The 16,960-nt window shown below is 42.9% G+C and carries 13 protein-coding genes; 7 read left to right on the top strand and 6 right to left on the bottom strand.

Annotation, left to right across the window (positions count from 1 at the left end; genetic code table 11):
• The first annotated feature begins 32 nt into the window (after positions 1–32).
• Together ACZ45G_RS05950 and ACZ45G_RS05945 are read left to right on the top strand one after the other, a co-directional pair.
• Positions 33–179 carry a hypothetical protein gene (locus tag ACZ45G_RS05950; RefSeq protein ID WP_464175972.1) on the top strand — a complete coding sequence of 49 codons (147 nt, stop codon included), beginning with the start codon at positions 33–35 and terminating at the stop codon, positions 177–179.
• Positions 180–478: 299 nt separating this feature from the next.
• The gene (locus ACZ45G_RS05945; protein ID WP_464175970.1) at positions 479–1,399 is read left to right on the top strand and encodes a manganese-dependent inorganic pyrophosphatase; all 921 of its coding nucleotides are present in this window, start codon (positions 479–481) and stop codon (positions 1,397–1,399) included.
• A 112-nt stretch (positions 1,400–1,511) separates the two neighbouring features.
• Here ACZ45G_RS05945 and ACZ45G_RS05940 read toward each other — a convergent pair whose 3' ends face one another.
• The gene (locus ACZ45G_RS05940; RefSeq protein ID WP_464175968.1) at positions 1,512–3,488 is read right to left on the bottom strand and encodes a two-component system sensor histidine kinase NtrB; all 1,977 of its coding nucleotides are present in this window, start codon (positions 3,486–3,488) and stop codon (positions 1,512–1,514) included.
• Positions 3,489–3,528: 40 nt separating this feature from the next.
• Positions 3,529–5,592 (bottom strand): RnfABCDGE type electron transport complex subunit B, encoded by a 2,064-nt coding sequence (locus ACZ45G_RS05935; protein WP_464175966.1) that lies wholly within the window; start codon positions 5,590–5,592, stop codon positions 3,529–3,531.
• A gap of 217 nt (positions 5,593–5,809) precedes the next feature.
• On the opposite strand from ACZ45G_RS05935, the gene fdhF reads away from it, so the two are divergent.
• The 3 genes from fdhF (at position 5,810) to ACZ45G_RS05920 (ending at position 10,482) form a co-directional block, all read left to right on the top strand.
• Positions 5,810–8,578 carry a formate dehydrogenase subunit alpha gene (fdhF, locus tag ACZ45G_RS05930; RefSeq protein WP_464175964.1) on the top strand — a complete coding sequence of 923 codons (2,769 nt, stop codon included), beginning with the start codon at positions 5,810–5,812 and terminating at the stop codon, positions 8,576–8,578.
• A 257-nt stretch (positions 8,579–8,835) separates the two neighbouring features.
• Entirely contained in the window at positions 8,836–9,564 is a 729-nt protein-coding gene (locus tag ACZ45G_RS05925) for an OmpA/MotB family protein (protein WP_464175962.1), read from the top strand.
• Positions 9,565–9,627: 63 nt separating this feature from the next.
• On the top strand, positions 9,628–10,482 hold the full coding sequence (locus tag ACZ45G_RS05920) for a motility protein A (protein WP_464175960.1): 855 nt from the start codon (positions 9,628–9,630) through the stop codon (positions 10,480–10,482).
• Positions 10,483–11,437: 955 nt separating this feature from the next.
• Here the strand turns inward: ACZ45G_RS05920 and ACZ45G_RS05915 are convergent.
• Positions 11,438–12,325 carry a LysR family transcriptional regulator gene (locus ACZ45G_RS05915; protein ID WP_464175958.1) on the bottom strand — a complete coding sequence of 296 codons (888 nt, stop codon included), beginning with the start codon at positions 12,323–12,325 and terminating at the stop codon, positions 11,438–11,440.
• 82 nt (positions 12,326–12,407) lie between these two features.
• Here ACZ45G_RS05915 and ACZ45G_RS05910 point away from each other — a divergent pair, with 82 nt between their 5' ends.
• Positions 12,408–12,947, top strand: a complete 540-nt coding sequence (locus ACZ45G_RS05910; RefSeq protein ID WP_464179881.1) for a PACE efflux transporter — start codon at positions 12,408–12,410, stop codon at positions 12,945–12,947.
• Positions 12,948–12,989: 42 nt separating this feature from the next.
• Positions 12,990–13,520 (top strand): pyridoxamine 5'-phosphate oxidase family protein, encoded by a 531-nt coding sequence (locus ACZ45G_RS05905; protein ID WP_464175956.1) that lies wholly within the window; start codon positions 12,990–12,992, stop codon positions 13,518–13,520.
• Between the two features lie 427 nt (positions 13,521–13,947).
• Here the strand turns inward: ACZ45G_RS05905 and ACZ45G_RS05900 are convergent, their stop codons facing one another.
• The 3 genes from ACZ45G_RS05900 to ACZ45G_RS05890 all read right to left on the bottom strand — a co-directional run bounded on the left by ACZ45G_RS05900 (position 13,948) and on the right by ACZ45G_RS05890 (position 16,916).
• Positions 13,948–14,685, bottom strand: coding sequence for a substrate-binding periplasmic protein (locus ACZ45G_RS05900; RefSeq protein ID WP_464175954.1), 738 nt, complete (start codon positions 14,683–14,685; stop codon positions 13,948–13,950).
• A gap of 793 nt (positions 14,686–15,478) precedes the next feature.
• Positions 15,479–15,892, bottom strand: coding sequence for an alanyl-tRNA editing protein (locus tag ACZ45G_RS05895; protein WP_464175952.1), 414 nt, complete (start codon positions 15,890–15,892; stop codon positions 15,479–15,481).
• A gap of 94 nt (positions 15,893–15,986) precedes the next feature.
• Complete coding sequence (locus tag ACZ45G_RS05890; RefSeq protein ID WP_464175950.1) at positions 15,987–16,916, bottom strand: RluA family pseudouridine synthase; 930 nt, start codon at positions 16,914–16,916, stop codon at positions 15,987–15,989.
• Between the last annotated feature and the right edge of the window lie 44 nt (positions 16,917–16,960).

The raw sequence follows: 16,960 nt of genomic DNA, 5'->3' as shown, positions 1-16,960 counted from the left end.
TTATAAAATGGTCAGCAGATTAGTAAATAATAATGACGAGAGAAAGACGTGCAAAGGAACCCGGATTGAAACCATCAGACCGCAAGAACACCATCCGAACCTTTATTGCCATCCCCCTGCCAAAGAACATTAGTATTTTTCTCAGCAAGATTCAAGGTAAAATCAATGGGGCTTTTTAAAAGTGATCTAATGCAATGGGGCGCTGTTCATACACCCTTGTTTAAAGTTGAGTTTACCGGCAATACACCAAAATTAAATAAACCAGGCATATACTAGAAAAAGCCGAAAAAGGCGACAGCACTTGGGGATTGAAACCCTGGGTAAATTTTAAAATTTTCCTTGAGTATATTTGGAATTAATTCTATAAGATATTTTGAATTTTGTTTAAGAATTTTTGATGATTTCCCAGTGTGGAGTCATCTCATTGTACCCGTTGTATTAATATAACAACAAACGACAACAACATTTAGGAGGTTTTATGTCAACTTTGGTATTTGGTCACAAAAACCCAGATACAGATTCAGTTTGTGCTGCAATTGCACTGGCTGATCTTAAGAAAAAACTTGGTGAAGATATTGCACCTGCAATGCAGGGCGCACTCAATCCTGAATCTACCTTTGTACTTGGAAAATTTGGTGTGGCTGCCCCGAAGGTCGTTACTGCCTATGCCGGTAAAGATGTATATCTTGTGGATCATTCAGACTTAAGCCAAAGCGCGGACGATCTGAGTGAAGCAAATATTCTTGGCATTGTAGACCATCACAAACTGGGCGATGTAACAACAGGACAGCCCCTTGAGTGCTGGATATGGCCTGTGGGTTGTACCTGTACTGTTATCGCGTCCATGTATAAATATTTTGGTATTGAAATTCCAAAAGATATTGCCGGCATCATGCTCTGCGCCATTCTTTCCGACACCGTTATTTTCAAATCCGCCACCTGTACGGATTCCGACAAAGAAGTTTGTGCTAAGTTGTCTGAAATTTGTGGTGAGAGTGATCTGGACGCCCTTGGTATTGAAATGTTCAAGGTTAAATCAGCGGTTGAGGGTACTCCCATTCGCGAACTGGTTTTCCGTGATTACAAAGATTTTAACATGAGTGGAAAAGGCGTTGGTTGCGGTCAGCTTGAGCTGGTCGATCTTTCAATTGTTGACGGTATCAAAGCCGATCTTGAAAAAGATATTGTCGCCCTGAAAGCGGAAAAAGGCCACCACACTGTACTTTTAATGCTCACCGACATCATGAAGGAAGGCACCGAACTTCTCGTTGCAACCGATGACGACGCGATTATCGAAAAAGCCTTCGGCGTGAAACCCGTTGATGGAAAAGCATGGCTTCCCGGCATCATGAGCCGCAAGAAACAGATCATTCCCTTTCTTGAAAAAGAATTGGGGTAATGGTTGTTTAAGCCACTCTATTTCATATAGAAAAAAGTGCAAAGGGGCTGGAAAAATTCTTTCCAGCCCCTTTTTATTTCTTTTATCAGATTTTCTTTTATCTTTTCTTTTATCAGACCTTTTCCATGAGATCAAAAACAGCCTGTAATTTTTCAGACAGCATAACAACATCAAAGGGTTTGAGGATAAAATCATCACAGCCTCTTTCCATCATCTCTTTGAGTTGTTCTTCTTTGCTGTAACCAGAGGAAACCAGTACCCGGACATCAGGACAAATTCTTCGAATCACATCATAGGTATCCAATCCGTTCATCCCCGGCATGACCATGTCCAATATGACAAGGTCAATATTATTGCCATCATCTTTATCCATTATCTTGATAGCTTCCATACCAGAGGATGCTGTTTCGACCTCATACCCCAAGGTTTCAAGCATCTCAAAGCAGACCTCTATCACCCCTTTTTCATCATCCACCAATAAAATCTTACCCTTTCCATTGATAATTTTTTCGGCCTCTTCAACAACGGGAAGGATTTCAACCCGGGCCTTTTCTGCCGGCAGAAAAAACATGAAAGTACTGCCCCGGCCAGGCATGCTGTCCACCTTAAACGCCCCTTTATGGGAGTTAATAATACCATAGGCAGTTGCAAGGCCCAGACCCGTTCCCTGGCCCCTTTCTTTTGTGGTAAAGAAGGGATCAAATATCCTTGACATGGTTTCCGTGTCCATACCCATGCCGGTATCAATCACGCTTACTTTTACAAATGCCCCGGCCAATTCGAATCCAAATTCATCGATCCTGGCGTCATCTATCAAAACATTCTCAGATTTTATGGTTATTTTTCCGCCATTGGACATGGCCTGCCAGGCATTCACAAAAAGATTCATCAACACCTGTTTGATCTGCCCCTCATCCACAACCGTACTCCAGAGTTTTTTCTCTAAGACTTGATCAATGATAATATCTTTTTTGGTCCTGCCAAACATTTTGGCAGACATTTTTAACAGATAGTTCAAGTTAATCCTGTTGGTTTCATGACAACTTTTCTGGGCAAAGCCGAGAAGATGTCTTGCCATTTCAGCGCCGTTGGACACATATTCATCAATATTGGCCAAGCGTTTGAACTCTTCAGAATTTTTGTCAAACCCGCATTTTACCAGGGAGGCATATCCCTGGATTCCCATGAGGATATTGTTAAAATCATGGGCAATGCCTCCGGCAAGGGTTCCAATGGCTTCCATTTTCTGGGCCTGGCGCAGCTGGGCCTCAAGATTGACCCGGTCTGTCACATCCCTGGCCACGCCATAGACCCCTTTTCTCTCTTTTCTAGTATCACTGGCTGGCAGATACATGGGAGAGGCCTTTAATTCCATAAAAGCAAAGGCGTTGGCGGGATCATAGTGGGATAAATTCTGGCTGGCCCTTTTAAATCTAAAATTCAGCTCATGACCATCCGTTCCCTCCTGGACAAAGGTCCCCGAACTAATCAATTTCCTGACCTTTCCCCTGTCACCCTTGTGAACCAGATCTTCAAATCGGCTGCCCATAAGTACCTTTTGCGAAAATCCAAGCAACCGTTCAAACTGATCATTAACAAATGTAAAACAGCCGTTTATATCCAGGGTAAAGATAAGGTCTGGAGAATTATCAACCATGTATTTGTATTGTCGTTCAGAGGCTTCAAGGCGGGCGGAAACCGCTTTCTTATCTGCCATAAGATTACTCTGGGCAAGGGCGTTCTTAACAGTTTTTATCAAATCAGTATATTCAAAGGGTTTTTTCAGATAATCCCATGCCCCTTTTTTAAGGGCCTTTACTGCAGATTCAACAGATGCAAACCCGGTCATGATAATAATCAGCACATCACCATCCATACCAAAAATTTGTTCCATGACCTCATACCCGTTCATTCCCGGCATGCTGATATCAAGTAAAACCAGATCGAACCGCTGCAATTCAAACAATGCAACCGCTTCGGACCCGTCATGGGCACCCATTACATTAAAGCCTTCTCTTTTCAGGCAACCGGCAATATTCTCAACAATCCGGCGTTCATCATCAACAACGAGTATCTGTTCTGGTCTCATAATAGTTTCCGAGAATTAATTTTATCTGCCACACCCATTTTTACACCACCTCCGGTTTTTCATAGCAGATAAGCCCGCATTGCAGGCATCTGCCTGCCTCTTCATGGGCTATTTCCGATGAAAAACCCGTGGAAAACTTATCTTGTCTCGCCTCTCTGGAAACCGCAATATCAAGAATATTTCGGGGGGTAAGCGGCACATGATTCAGTGAATTCACATCTTGGAGAACCGACAGCTTGGTTATCATTTTGACGGGGTTTTGAAATTCAATACCGTATACAAGATGATGAATTGCAACGGCGGCCTGCCTGCCGCCATTGATGGCAGCAACGGCAGAAGGATATTCAGAAATCACATCCTGTTTTGACAACAACCCATATTCCCTGTTTGCATCTGGTTTTTTCTGCAACTCGACACCTTCCCACATTAAAGGTTCATTGCTATCATGGTCTTGATTTTCTGTTTTTTTATCATTTTCCAAAGTCTCATTTCCCGAAGGGATAAACACCAGCTCAGGGAACCGTCCCGAACCAATAATCAGCGTGTCTGTATCAATAGCATGTTTTTCACCCGTGTCAAGATCAACATACTCAATCCCGGTCAAAACCTGATCTTTTCCCATCACACGGGTAATACCGGTATTATAAATTATGGTTGCGCCTTCCCGGGCCAGGTGTTCAATACCCTGGGCATCAAAGGAAGAATCCTTTGCAGCTTTCCGTGAAACAACAACGATATTTTCTGCCCCCCTTGAACGAAGGATCTTCACAGCATCTGGAAGCCGAATCCCTCCTCCTGCAATCACCACTTTTTTCTTGGAATCCACCACAATTTTTTCATCGGAGACGCTTCGGAGAAGATCAATGAGAAGATAAGCCCCGGGAAATACAGAATCCGCCTTGTTCACGCCCCCCCTGGCAAGCCGGGAATCCCAGCCGCCGGTGGCAGTGAACACGGCATCAAAGCCACTGGCCAGCAATTGGGGTATGGTAAAATCCTTCCCCGCTTCCTGACCGGTTTTCATTTGAACCCCCATGTCAACAATGCCCTGGATATCCCAGTCTAGAACATCCATGGACAGGCGCTCCCGGGCGATGGCAACCCGCAAGATTCCCCCCAGGCGATCGGTTGTTTCAAAAACGGTGACCTCATGGCCCAACCTGGCACTGAAAAAAGCCGCTGACAAACCTTCAACCCCGCCACCGATCATGGCAATTTTTTTACCAGAAGCCGGCGCCTTATAAGGTTGAATCCGCTTATCCTGGTTCATTTCATAGTCACACACAAAACGTTTCAAGTTATTGATAGCCACGGACTCATCCTGAAGAAGCCTGCGGCAATTAAACTCACAAAGCGCCGGACAAATTCGAGAGATCACCGTTGGAAATGGCATCCTTTCCTTGATCACCTGGAGCGATCCGTGATAATCCCCTTCCTTTATCAACCGGATATACTCCTTAATATTGATACCCGAAGGGCAAGCTCTCTGGCAGGGGGTAATGCATTCTTCTTTTGTATATTCCCGGATGATTCTCCGGGTCACTGATGTAAGTCGGATGATATGTTTGGGACAGATTTTTTCACAGGCACCACAGCCGGTACACTTTTCCTGGTCCACCTTGGGCAACCCGTCTTCTCCCATGGAAAGAGCGCCAAACTGGCAAGCCGTCACACAGGTGCCAAGTCCCAGACATCCAATTCTACAGACCTTCATCCCCCCCAGGAGCATGGTGGCCGCCCGGCAATCTCGAACCCCCTGGTAGGTATAGTTTAAGTCTGCCTTTGCATTGCCATAGGTGCATCCCGAACGTGCAAACTCAGGTTCCTTGTCAGACACAGAAACGCCCATGATGGCTGCAATGGCCATGGCCACATCCTCGCCGGCTGCCACACAGGAATTTACACCGGACAAACCGTCAACAATGGCCTGGGCATTGGCATTACAACCTGGGTATCCGCACCCGCCGCAATTGGCCCCGGGAAGGACATCGTCAATTGCTACCACCGTCGGGTCCTCATATACATAAAACGCCTTTGATGCAATCACTAGAACAGTTCCGATTGCAATCCCCAATCCACCCATCATTAAAATCGATTGAAACATTTATATATCCTTGATTATGGTATGCAATTTTGTTTACCTAGTTTTTTATCTATAGATCGTCCACTACTGTATACCCTTCGGGAAAATAAAAAGTCAACCATATCAATAAAATTATTTTTTATCTGTCACATTGACAATAGTGAGCTGATACGGTAGTTAATTAGCGTTGTCCGGGGCAATCGAGCGAAACTGTTATAAAATAATTCTAGGAAAAGCCATGGAAAAGAATATTATAACAATAAATGAAAATAGTCTGACCTTTGAACCTGGTGAAACAATTCTTAGCATTGCACAAAGGAATAAGATCGATATTCCGACCCTTTGTCATTTAAAAAACACCATTCCAACCAATACCTGTAAAGTCTGTGTTGTGGAAATAAAGGGAAAAGATGATCTTGTGGAATCCTGCGTGACCAAAGCCGACATCGGTATGGTCATATTCACAGAATCTCCAAGGGTTATAGAAGCCCGCAAAAAACATATCAGCCGCATGCTGGCATCGGGAAACCATAATTGTGCCATTCGCGATTTTGATACTGTTGACTGGACTTCCTTTCAATTGGGCGTATTAAAAGATGACGGCAAGGAAGATCTGTGCCCTGTCTGGGGAGATTGTGAGCTCCAGAACCTAGCCTATCGATACCAGGTCAAAACAAAGGGAATGCCCTTAAACGGGTGCCAGTATGAAACAGAACGGGTCAATCCCTTTATTATTCGGGATTTTTCAAGGTGTATACTTTGCGGTCGCTGTGTAAAAGCCTGTCGCGAAATCCAGGTCAACAATGCCATCGAATTTGGATATGCCGGCAAGGACCTTAAAATCATTGCTGAGAATGACGCTGTTCTCAAGGATTCTGATTGTGTTTTCTGCGGCGAATGTCTCCAGGCCTGTCCAGTTGGCGCATTGATCCCGGACAAGGCATTCCGGGATGACCGGTTTAAGGATACCCATACCATCCGGACCACCTGTTCTTTTTGCGGGGTAGGGTGCCAGATGGATATCTTTGTCCAGGACAATCAAATTATCAAAATTGACGGGGCAGATGTAAACTTACCCCCCAACAATGCAAGTCTCTGTGTCAAGGGACGATTTGGATTTGATTTTGTCGGTTCCAAGGACCGCTTGACCCAACCCCTTATCAAAAAGGATGGGAAACAGGTAAAAGCTTCCTGGGACGAAGCCCTGCAACTTGTGGCAGACAAATTTACCGCCATTAAAGAAAATTTTGGATCAGACGCCATCGGCGTTCTCACCTCAGCGCGGGTGACCAATGAAGACAATTATGTGGCACAAAAATTCACCCGGGCCGTATTAAAAACAAACAATATAGACCATTGTGCAAGGCTTTGACATAGCTCCACCGTAGCCGGTCTGGCTGCAGCATTTGGAAGTGGCGCCATGACAAACACCATCGCAGATATTGAAACAAGCGATCTGATCCTTGTCACCGGATCCAATACCACGGAAAACCATCCGGTATTGTCCAGTTTTGTCAAAAGAGCGGTTCTGAAAGGGAAAAAACTCTATCTCATCGATCCCAGGCGGGTAAAATTGGCAGATCATGCCAACCAATGGCTAAGACCATTCCCCGGTACCGACATCGCCTGGATCAACGGGTTGATGCACGTCATCATCCGAGAAGATCTCCAGGATAAAAGTTTCGTTGAACAAAGGACTGAAAACTTTGACGCCCTGAAAAAAACCGTTGAAAGATATACGCCTGAATATGTTGAAGCCATCACCGGTATTAAAGCAGAAGATCTCATTGAAGTGGCCAGACAATTTGCCACGGCCCCTGTTGCCAGCATTCTCTATTGCATGGGCATTACCCAGCACACCTGCGGTACAGACAATGTAAAATCCCTGGCAAATCTGTCCATGCTCTGCGGCCATTTGGGCAAACCCGGCGGCGGCGTCAATCCGTTGCGCGGCCAGAACAATGTCCAGGGTGCCTGTGACATGGGGGGTCTGCCCAATGTATTCACGGCCTACCAGCCAGTAAACAATGATGATGTCAGAAAAACTTTAGAGCGGGCCTGGAATGTTTTAGACATGAGCCCCACGCCAGGGCTTGTGGCAACGGAAATGTTCAACAAAGCCCATAGCGGTGATTTAAAATCTCTGTTTATCATTGGAGAGAACCCCATGATATCAGACCCGGATCTGAACCATGCCAGGAAAGCCATTTCCAACCTGGATTTTCTGGTGGTCCAGGATATTTTTGAAACAGAGACCACGATAATGGCGGATGTGGTATTGCCCTCCTTTTGCTTTGCTGAAAAAAATGGCACCTTTACCAATACAGAACGTAGGGTCCAGCGGGTCAGGAAAGCCGTGGATGCACCGGGAGAAGCTCGCCGGGACTGGGAAATAATTTGCGGCATTGCCAGCCGGATGGGCTATGCGATGACCTATAAAAACAGCCATGAGATTTATAAAGAAATTGCAGCTGTGACCCCGTCCTATAGAGGAATCACCTGGGAGAGAATCGATAAAATCGGTATTCACTGGCCATGCCCCGATGAAACCCACCCGGGAACCCCCATCCTCCATACAGCGCAGTTTACAAGGGGGAAAGGATTTTTCCATGCCATTGAACATGTACCACCGGCCGAGCTGACCGATGAACGCTATCCCTATATCCTCACAACCGGCCGGGTCCTATACCATTATCACACGGGTACCATGACCATGCGAAGCGATGGGCTTAATCAGCTGTCTCCTGAATGTTTTGTGGAAATATCAGACAAGGATGTAAAAAGATTAGGCCTTAACACCGGGGCCATGGTGAACGTTTCCTCCCGAAGGGGCAAAATAACAGCCAAACTCAAGGTATCCTCCAAAGCAGTGGAGGGAACCGTTTTTATTCCCTTCCACTTTGCCAATGCGGCGGCCAACGAGTTGACCAACGGTGAGCTTGATCCCACCGCAAAAATACCGGAGTTCAAAGTATGTGCCATTAATATCGAGCCGGTATCTGCCTGAACACCGCCTGCGCAAGTCAAAAAAAAGGGGCCTGCTGACCAATGAACAAGGCCCCTTTTTAATTATCTCCCCCCCATAATCCCTATATTCTTTTGGATATCATCTATAAAGCAAAGGTCTTAGAAAAAAACTTCTTATTTAATTTAACTTCGGGAATACATATTGCAGAGTACTTAACTAAATGGGTTAAAACCCTATTTACGGGAACAAAAAGCCTAGTGGCATGAATTAATAGACCTCCCAGGAAAAGATAAACCATGGCGTCAGCACAGAGAGAAAAATCAGAAAAATTCCTTGAATCAAATGACCTTTTTGATTTTAACGACGAGATTTTCTCTTGTCCAGAAGAGAATCAGAAAAACAGATGGGCCGTTTCATGGTCAGATTTAATGATGACCATGTTCATTTTTTTTGCAGTCATGTACCTTTACCAGGCGGGTGACAAAGAGGTGAATTTCGGGTTGGGTCCTGCCAAAAGCAATTTGTCTGAACAAGGATCCGGCAAGGTAATAAATGTCAACACCCAAAGCAAGTCCCTGGATGTTTTTGACCAGACACGACAGGCCATCAAAGAGGTGTTGATAGATGACAACATCAGTGCAGACCTAATCGATGACAATGCTTTTAAAATCATACTTGCGGGTGATTTTTTATTTGATTCGGGGAGTGCAGACCTTAAATTAGGCGCACGGTATCAATTGGACCAGATTGCCAAGGCCCTGAACGAAAATGAATATTATATAAATGTCGCCGGCCACACCGATGATACCCCCAGCGATTCTGTTACCTATCCCACTAACTGGGAACTTTCTTCCCACAGAGCTGTGATGGTGGCACGGTATTTAACAGAACGCTGCAATGTTGATGAAAACAGACTTTATATAACGGCCCACTCCTATCACCAGCCGGTCAGATCAAATGATACAAATTATAACCGGTCGCTTAACCGGCGGGTTGAACTGATTTTAACCAAGAAAGAATATTAAACACAAGATTTCACCATACAATTTGAATATACGAATGGATCAAAAAAATAATGGAGACGGAACATGTTGACATCGGATTGGGTTTCTTTTTTTAAACAGTCAAAAAAAAATATCTTTGGCATAATGATATGCATATCTCTTTTCCTGGCAGGTTTTTTTATCCATGGCAATACAGGCCTTTATGTGAATTTATCTGGGTTTCTGATCATCATCGGCGGCACATTGGGGGCCACCTTTCTCAGTTACAACATGCGCCGGATCGAAATTCTTTTCAAGGTGTTAAAAACCTCCTATGGACGAGGGATCAAAAGCCCCAATGAAATTGTCTCAATTCTGGTGGATCTGTCTGTGAAAAAAAGATTACAAGGGCTGCTGGCCCTCCAGGATGATGAAGATGAAACCGCCATTGTTTTTCTTCGTCAGGCATTGGGGCTTTTGGTGGATGGATTTTCAAAGGAACAAATCAGAGAATCCTTAACCTCCGAGATGTATTTTTTCAAGATGAGGAGGGAAGAAACCAGAAGAGTCCTTCAGACCATGGCCGATGTCGCCCCTTCCTTTGGTCTTGTGGGAAGTGTTGTGGGGCTCATCGGAATGCTGGCAGGTCAGGGGGATTCAGCCATCATCATGACCACCATCCCCGTGGCCCTCACATCAACCCTTTATGGTATCGTGCTGGCCAACTTTCTCTTTCTCCCCTTTGCGGCAAACATAAGAGAAAGAACCCTCCAGGAACTTTTTCTTCAAAAAATTGTTTTAGAAGGTGTGCTCGCCATATCAGAGGATCTTCACCCCAAAATGATGGAACGAAAACTTGTATCATTTTTAACGCCATCCGCAAGAAAGGGCCGGTTTGTCTCCTATGAAAAAATACGTCAACGATTAAATCTATCGGAAGAAGTCCGGGAAGACATATAAAATCTTCTTTGTATCCGTAATACAAATCCAACCTTGACAGGATCTGTTATAAAATCAACCGGGATCTTGGCCTCAACCTTCTTCTGCCGGCCCCGAAAAAAAGATGGCGAAACCGAATGCGCCAAAAAGGAGGGATCTCAACGATCCGCAAGGGTATTTTCCCGACGTTTTATGCAAGATTAATCCCTCTCTCTTGTCCAGGCAGGAGCACCGAGGCAAGAATAACCCTTGTATTATTATTCCAATGGACTTTCAGTAACCCAACCCAACCCAACCCAGCACCGTGGCAAGCAATTTTAAAAAGAGTGACAACCGACACAATATCTAATTCAGATCCAAAATCCATTCCAATCAGGTAACAATATAAAAAGAGTTTCCAAAGCCATTTCTTCAGGTGAGAATGTTATTTTCCAACTAAGTTTACTTTTGGGTTTTGGGATGAAAAAATTTGGGGCACTAAATATGGTGGTTGGAAAACTTTGAATAAAATCTGGACTAACAGGGATAGTCTGAGGTACTCATTCGCCTAAAAAAATGAGCTTGCCTTGGAAGTAGTCCTCACTGCTCGTCGGTTCTGAAACCCCGAGCCATTCATTTGGAAGTGGTCGTCATATTAGAAATTTTACTCGTCACTCATGATACCATCATTAAACGCTAATTGTTAAAGAAAAATCATAGGTTTTTTATTGAAAATGAAGTGTTGTTATTATTTTTATATATTATAAAAAACACTGTGGGGAAATGGCCGGGTATGACGCTCATGGCTTATATAATTGAATGAAAATCTCAAAGCTGAAAAAGCGCTATATACAATATGTGGGGGTGGCAAATTCTGCCTGGACTGAGTCTTTAAAATACCAGTGCACGCCGTTAATTTCCAACCGAAACCCCATATAAATAGACATAGGGCTCACCAATACCCAACAGACAAAAATAGCCTGTGCTCTTTGTAAACTTAGTAGCGATTTTCCATTTTAGATAATTCTTTCAACATCCATTGCCCGGCAACACCAAGACTATGCTGCTGTGTCCAGATCAGGTATACTGGCACCAATGGCTCGACTATATTGACAAACAATGATAATTTAACAAAATTTCTTTTTTCAATATCTCTCGCGACTGCCTGCGTCGGAAGAAACGACCAACCAACTCCTCTCCGAACCATATCTATAATTGCATCTGTACTTTCAATCATCCATATTTGTTTTCCCAAAATGATGGATTCCTCCTCCCGCTCTCCACCACGACTGGTTACGACTAATTGTCGATGGGATTCAAGGTCATGGAGGGTGAGTTCCTTTTTTTTCGCCAGAGGATGCTCAACTGAAACTACCGGAATAAATGCAATATGGGACACTAACCTATTTGGATTAATTTGGTTTGGTAAATTATTTGGAACCAAAATACCAATATCCACTCTGCCCTGCTCAACCATTGTCTGGATATCACCCAAAGTACCATAAAGAATTTCTAATTCAGTGGCAGCAAATTTTTTACTAAATTTTTCTAACAAATCCATTAATATTTCTTTGGAGATAATTTCATCCACGGCAATCCGCAAGATGGAATCAATCCCTCCTTCAAAGGCTCGGGCTCGTTCTATAAAAGTATGACAACTGTTAACAATCTGTCTGGCTTCCCGTAAAAGCACCTGACCTTCTTGGGTCAGTACTGGGAATTTGCCTTGACGGTTAAAAAGCTCAACGCCAAGATCAATCTCAAGATTGGCAATAGAGATGCTGACAGCAGACTGTGCCTTACCTATGTGCCTTGCTGCAGCTGAAAAAGAACCTTTATCAGCAACCTCGATAAAGGTTTTAAGATTATTTAAAGATAAATTCATAAAAGCACCTATAAATTTTATAGATAGAAACCAACTTGTTTTATAGGTATTATTGCTGGTAAAAGAAAGTGTAAAATCAAATATGAGTTTTGAATGGTACTTTTTTATTCAAACGAACATCAAGAATATTTTGATAAAATTTATATCGAAAGGTTTAAAGAACATGAGAACTTTTAGGGGAAGGATAATGCATTCACTATTGTTTGAATTAGTTTTATTAGGGATATGCACCCCTATTTTAACTTTGATATTCAATAAAAGCTTCAGCCATACAGGGATGATGAGTTTGGGGTTGAGCGCTACAGCCATGCTTTGCAACGGATTGTATAATTATTTATTTGACAGGGCACTTATTTTTTTAAAGCATCCCCTTTATCCGAGATCGTTTCGTTTGAGATGTTTTCACTCGGTATTCTTTGAAATTTGCCTTATGATTTTCTCACTTCCCATGATTATGTGGTGGATGGGCTTCACCTTCGGTCAGGCTCTTGTACTTGATTTGTCCTTTTCGCTGTTTATTCCAGTATATGCTCTTGTGTTTAACTGGGTTTATGATCTTGTGTTTCCGGTTGTTGTATCGCCTGGTAGTCAGAGCGATTGCTTATCACTACCTCGCCAATAAATCTATTAATATTCAATGTCTAATGTTTAAACAGGGGAGAATATGAGAAGACAAGATAAACAAATTTCAGACCCCATTCTAATTGAGAAAGTAATGCAAAAAGGAACGGTAGTCCATATTGCAATGATGGATGGAGATAAACCATATCAAATTCCTTTGAACTATGGATACAAGGATAACACATTCTACATTCACAGTGCACGGGGCGGGAAAAAAATCGATTTGCTCAGAGCAAATAGCCTTGTGCATTTCCAAATTGAAACTGGGGTAGAGGTTAAAAACACTGACCAAGCATACAGGTGTGGCACAAATTACGAATGTGTGATGGGATACGGAAAGGCAACCATTGTTGATGACCCAAGAGAAAAAAAGATAGGGGCTGATATCCTTATGAATCACTATCGAGAAGGATGGGGCCATCATCATAAATACAAAGGCTGTCTTACCGAGATTTTTTTAATAAGAATCGATATCGATACCGGGACAATCACCGGGAAAAGATCAGAAGATAAGCACATGGATGTAGATGTAGAGAAATACGAAAAGCGAGAGCGTAGACTGAAGTCGACTTAAACAAAATGTTCGATATTTCAGAGGTGTGCCGTGGATTTCTATAATGTACATGAAGCAATCTGGAACCCAACAATAATGGTATTCTCTGTCAGGAGTCAAATTTGACAAATTACAGAGCGATTCATCCACCAACCCGGGCTTCTATGAAAATATAAACTTACCACATATGGTATGGACTGTTTTTTTAGGCGCTGGTGGAAAATTCCATTATATGGGACGGGAAAAATCAAATTTTTTAAAAACTCCATTACTGTATATTGGAGATAAAAGGAAGGGGATATCCATTCTGCTGTAGAGCAGACTTTGTCTATACATCCGGTTTTCTTGAGGGGGAGTTTTGGGTCCTGATTATAACCAGTAGTGTTTTCTTTTCGGTTTGCGATCAAAAAAGTTTGACGCACGATGAATATCGGAGAATGCTCTATATCTAACGATATTTTGAAAAAATTTGATCTATTGATCTTGTTTGTTTTAAGTTTAGAATTGCTTTATTCAAACGTGGAATTGCCTCCTTCTTGCTTGGATGAATACGAAACATAATATCTGTTGAGCCAACGACTTCTCCAATTTCAAAATTATGATAGGTTGAATTTTTGCTCATCCAATATTCCGCTACCACTCGATTAATGAAAATAGCATTGAGGCGATTAAAGGCTATTTTATTTAAATTCTGAAATTCGGTGTTTACATCTTCTCTAATAATTTCTTTTTTTTTAAATGCCTCCATAAATCCTGGATAATAATAACCACGAACAGTACCAATTGTCCAGCCTTTCAAATCATCAAATTTTTTTACTGGAATACGATGTCCTTTTCTAAATAAAACGACATCTACTGATTTCATAAATGGTATTGTATATTCGCCTATAATCTTTTGATCTGCCCTCCAAACAGGATTTACTCCTGACTCAATATCTATTTTCCCTAATACAAAATAGAGTTTAACTCTAGCGGCAGGAATATGTTTAAAAACAAAAGTATCGCCTGTTTTTTTGCCTATTTGGTTTAAAATATCTATAAAAATACCTGTTTTTGCATTGTTTTCAGTAATACCATAAGGTCGATAATCTGTCACCGCAACGACAAACTGAGTAGCATACAGATCAGTAGTTAGGGTGCTAAATGCAATTATTCCTGGTAATAAAGAATAAAAGATAAATTTCATAATAATTTCCTATTTTAGAATTGATGAAATATTGCTTGGCAATTTATATGGCCTATAATACAAAACATTTTTCAGATATACATTATATGATTTTGTTATGCAACAGCTTGAAATGTCAGATTTTTTGTTATGTTTACAAATCCACAAAATTTTGAATACTTACATAATCATGGCCTCAACTTTTACCGGAAAATGGTTTTGATTTGTATCGGTATCATGAAGATTTCATACAGTAGACTTTGTCTATAATGAAATGCCGCCAATGCCAAATTTCAAACCCCGGACTATTATTAAATAGTCCGGGGTTTTCTGAATCGAAACCTGACACAAGATCTTGTGGTTGGAAAAAATTATATCTGGTTTACCGAAAATCTCCTTATTTACATTCAGAGCATTCTTTTTTCGGTTTCATTCAAACAACAGTTATATTTACTGACCTTCGGAATTCAACAAAACGAGATCGCACAAACTCTGTTAATACATTCTTCGTTTGGCTTATCTTTTAAAAATTCATAGGGATGAAAATAAATTTGGTGCGACGGACTCTAATCCGCCATGAAGGCTGGGGTGGGATGCGGGTGAACCGTTGATTGCAATTGTGTACAGGTTCTTATGCAGCGGAGCGGTTAAAAGGCTGAACTGTTTGAGCGAAGCGAGTTTTCAGCCTTCAGCGCAGCGGAATTTAGAACCTGTCAGAATTGTTCAATCCGTGAACTGCATCCCGCCCCGGCCGGTAATGACGGACCCGAATCTTCCCAAAAAAAATCTTAATTCAATCTTAATTCAATTTTGATCAGGACAGTTTAAACCGAATCCTTAATACATTGTTCTCAAATCCCGTTGATACAATGACAAAGGTACCTATTTCTCCTGTGGACAGGACATGGGGTCCAACACAGGGACAGGCATCATAACTGCCCATACGGACAACCCGAAATTGTGACAAACTTTCTTTTTCCGGAACCCTTGCCAGGTTAAACTCTTTTTGTGCAGTGGCCCTGGATACCTGCTCAACCACAACCGGATAATTTTGCTGAATCACCCGGTTCACCTCCCCTTGTATTTCCTTTACTTCGTGATCGGAAAGGGGACGGTCAAACACATAGTCGCACTTGGATTTTTTCGGGTTAATATGGGCGCTGAAGCATCGATCACACCCCAACAATCTGACCATGGCCTGGTTCAGTATGTGTTCTGCTGAATGCATCTTAGGATCCTGGGATTTGGACATGAATTTATTTCTCTTGTTATACTTGTTATAGTTTTCTTGCTATAGTTTTCTAGGGCCAACCTCTTTTTAATCAGACAGGCGAATCAAGTTTTGCCATGGTCTTTATAAAATCAGCTGGCATCTTGGCCTCAAACTTCATCTCCTGGCCCGAATAGGGATGTCGGAACCGAAGGCGCCAGGAATGAAGCATCTGACGGTCAGCAAGGGTATTTTTCCGACGATTCCTTCGATATTGATACACCTTGTCCCCTATGATGGGCATCTCCTTGGCCCGGAAATGAACCCGAATTTGGTGGGTGCGCCCGGTATAGAGGCGAACATCAACCAGACATGCGTCAACAAACTGTTCGCGGATCCGCCATGATGTCCTGGCATATTTTCCGGTTTCATGATTCACCGCCATTATCTTTCTTTTGATGGGGTGGCGGCCAAGGGGCAGCACGATTTCCCCTTCGGGGGCAATATTTTTGCCTTCCACCAGGGCAAGGTATCTTTTTTCCACCCGTCGCTGTTTAAATTCCTTTTGAAGAAAAAACAGGCTTTTAAGGGTTTTTGCCACCACAATGAGGCCGGAGGTGTCTTTGTCAAGCCGATGGACAATTCCGGGCCGCACAGGATCCCAGTCTCCCTGCTGAAAGGCGGGGACATGATTCAACAGGCCATTGACAAGCGTATGACAAAGATTTCCCGGTCCCGGGTGTACCACAAGTCCCGGTGGCTTGTCGATAACCAGGAGATAATCGTCTTCAAAAAGGATAGCAAGCGTCATGGATTCCGGTCCCGGCGGCACCTCTTCAACAGGCTCAGGAATAAAGGCTGCGATCACATCCCCTATTTTAACACGGTATCCCGGCCGTTTTGTCATACCGGACACCAAGACCTCCCCACGGGCGATAAGATCGGAAGCCTGTTTCCTGGAACAGGTCTCAACCCAACCCGATAGAACTTGGTCCAGCCTTAAATTAGCTTGGATATTGGAAATAGTAAGGTTTAGTTTCATATCCTAAAAAAAAACCGGCAGGCCTATATAGCCCACCGGTTAAA

This window comes from Desulfoconvexum algidum (assembly GCF_055382125.1).
This window is presented reverse-complemented; position numbering and strand designations above follow the sequence as displayed.